This is a genomic window from Mesorhizobium sp. M7A.F.Ca.CA.002.15.2.1 (assembly GCF_003998715.1).
GTDB lineage: Bacteria > Pseudomonadota > Alphaproteobacteria > Rhizobiales > Rhizobiaceae > Mesorhizobium > Mesorhizobium ciceri.
On record NZ_RZPI01000802.1, the window covers coordinates 1 to 2,344 of the forward strand.

Here is a 2,344-nt window from a genome sequence, read left to right on the forward strand (position 1 = left end):
GTATTCAGGCGGGCGCACGAGCACGAGATCGCCACGCGCCAGCGCTCCCGCAGCGATGCGGTAAAGGCCGATCGGCGCGCTGGCCGAGGCGTTCCAGACCAGCCAAGGGGCGGGCTTTCCCAGCGCCGTGAAGCCCAAAAGACCGAGACCGGCCGCGGCCAAGGCGACCGTCTTACGGGCTCGAACACGCCTCAGGCGGCTGCCGATCAGATGGATGGAAGGGCGCCGCCTCATGAACGGCCTCCCGTGCCGCCCTGGCCGGAACCGGCCTTGCCATCGCCGGCGATGGAGTGCTGCGGGTGTCCTTTCGACCAATGGTCGAGTTCGTCGATGTGATAGCGGACATAGCGGCCGTGCTTGCGGAATTTCGGGCCGCCGCCCTTGAGCCGCATCTTTTCGAGCGTGCGCTGGGAGAGCCCGATATAGAAGGCGGCTTGGGCTGTGCTGAGAAACGGGCTGCCCTTTTTCGCGCGGGCCGCGCGTTCGTTTTCGTCGTCCATGATGATCCTCGTTTCGCTTCGGACAAGCGAGGGCGAGGATGGGCGAGGGAGATCGTCTCGGGGACGGGCGAAGAGTCGGGGGAGAGTTTTCGCCGCCCTTTAGGGCGGACGGGGTTTGGGTGGAACTCCTGGGAATGAGCCCCGCGCCGGGGCTGCGGCGCGAGGCTCTTATCTCGGCCGGTCAGTCGGCCGGGTTCCAGATGATGGCGTAGGTGTCGTGATCGTCCTGGCCGGCGGCTCGGCCGAGATTGGCGTAGAGCTTGCGCGGTCCGAACTCCGGCGCTGCAATCGACAGGCTCACATAATCCTTGCCGGAAGTCTCGCCGGTGCGGATCCAGCCAGCGCCGACTTCGACCCCTTGCGTAAGCACCCGGAAGTCGGGATGGTTATCGGCGCTCTTGGCCTGGTTGGGGACGATATCGATGTCGGCGCGGACGCTGAGCGTCTTGAACTGGCCCTTGTAGGCGCCGTTTTCCTGCTTGTTGACGTAACCGATCGCGGTCATTTCGAAGTCTCCTTTTGTGGTTTCGCCGGGGACCATCCCCTGCGATGGCGCACCGTAATGGGCGCGTCAGGACCGCCTGAATCCGACAGGGCCGCAGCGACAGTGAAGGACCCGAGCGGGCAGCTTTTTTGTGAGCGAAGCGGCGCGAGGAAGCCGCCGCAGGCGGCGGGGAAAAAAGCTGATGGCGCGAGGGTTTCGGGCGGCCGGACCCGCCCATAGGTCGACAAGCCAGCCGCAGGGATGGTCCTTGGAGAGAGCATGGAGACCGCTCGCCAAGTGCGGTCTGTCAGCCAAGCAGGACGCCGGGATGAAACGGCCTGCAAAGATGCTGCGCCCTTATGCCGGATCGAGATCGTGCCAGCGGGTCGGGCGCCAGAGCAGACATCCGGCATGGTGCGATCTATGAAAGCAGGGCTCGCCAGCGGGAATTTGATACGCGAGGGGGCCAAAGTAAGGCTGGATGAGAAGCCGGTGCTACCTGCAGGTCCAGTGTCATGTGGCGGCGCTCGGGAAACCGCTACGCAATGTAACGCGCTCTTATGAGGCGAACAGACCGGCCCCAAAACCGATCGACCGGTGGTCGGCGCGAAACGCGTCATGCCTGTCCGAAAGCTGACAGTGGCAGAAGACGCATGTCGGGTTCCGCACAATTGACCATGCTGGATTTGTGAGGTTTTCAGGGAGAGCCATGCGTTCACTTCCCAGTGAGCTTTGGCACGGCATTTGCTCTTGATGTGGCAACACGGATCGAAGGTTGACTGCATGCACAAGCGCGAGATGAGCAATGCTCTCCTTTCCTGGAGGCTTGGCAGCAGATTCGATTTGACGTTGCGAGGAGCTTCAGCCGCTCGCGGCGGAAGTGATCTCAAATCTGAAGGCACCGTTGGGGCCGCAGCCATCAAACACATCTTTCTCTTTTTCGCAGCTCGTCTTCAACGCGATGCGGACTTCTTCGCGTCGACGGCGGCCGAAGGTGGAGAAGGGGCTCGACTTGCAAAAAGGAGTTGTCAATGACGTCTTACGTTCGCACCAACAGCCCGGCGCAGGTGCGCTCACTGTCCACCTTTGGCAAGCATCTGCAAAGGAGCGTGCTGACGGCGACGCTGCTTGCCGCGGCTTCGACGGGAAGTGAAGCGCAGCCCTATGTTCGTGCTGACGGCAGCACGACTGACGACTTGGAAGCGGCGCGAGCAAGTTGGCGTCATGACGCCGAATTCAATGGAAATGTGGGGCTCGCAGCCATCAACGCGGATGCCGCGTATGCGTTGGGTTCCACCGGGGAGGGGGCCAGAGCTCCTCGCCTGCCCTCGTCCGTCTTGACGAGTGCCCGCTTACAGCC

At 62.9% G+C, this 2,344-nt stretch carries 3 protein-coding genes and 1 pseudogene; 1 reads left to right on the forward strand and 3 read right to left on the reverse strand.

The genetic code is table 11. The features are described from left to right. From ENZ74_RS29495 to ENZ74_RS29505, 3 genes and pseudogenes are all read right to left on the reverse strand, one after another. Nucleotides 1-234 (reverse strand): annotated as a pseudogene (locus ENZ74_RS29495) (S26 family signal peptidase); the annotation flags it as partial. Beyond that, on the reverse strand, nt 231-500 hold the full coding sequence (locus ENZ74_RS29500) for a helix-turn-helix domain-containing protein (protein WP_024505645.1): 270 nt from the start codon (nt 498-500) through the stop codon (nt 231-233). The pseudogene ENZ74_RS29495 and the gene ENZ74_RS29500, both read right to left, overlap by 4 nt. A 181-nt stretch (nt 501-681) precedes the next feature. Beyond that, nucleotides 682-1,005 (reverse strand): DUF736 domain-containing protein, encoded by a 324-nt coding sequence (locus ENZ74_RS29505; RefSeq protein WP_024505644.1) that lies wholly within the window; start codon nt 1,003-1,005, stop codon nt 682-684. Between the two features lie 1,010 nt (nt 1,006-2,015). Here ENZ74_RS29505 and ENZ74_RS34775 point away from each other — a divergent pair. After that, nucleotides 2,016-2,344 (forward strand): hypothetical protein (locus ENZ74_RS34775; RefSeq protein ID WP_206522353.1); only part of this gene is annotated, 329 nt, incomplete at its 3' end.

Excerpts from the sequence above, each read along its gene's own strand:
- ENZ74_RS29500 (WP_024505645.1), bottom strand. The coding sequence starts at position 500 with ATGGACGACGAAAACGAACGCGCGGCCCGCGCGAAAAAGGGCAGCCCG.
- ENZ74_RS29505 (WP_024505644.1), bottom strand. The coding sequence starts at position 1,005 with ATGACCGCGATCGGTTACGTCAACAAGCAGGAAAACGGCGCCTACAAG.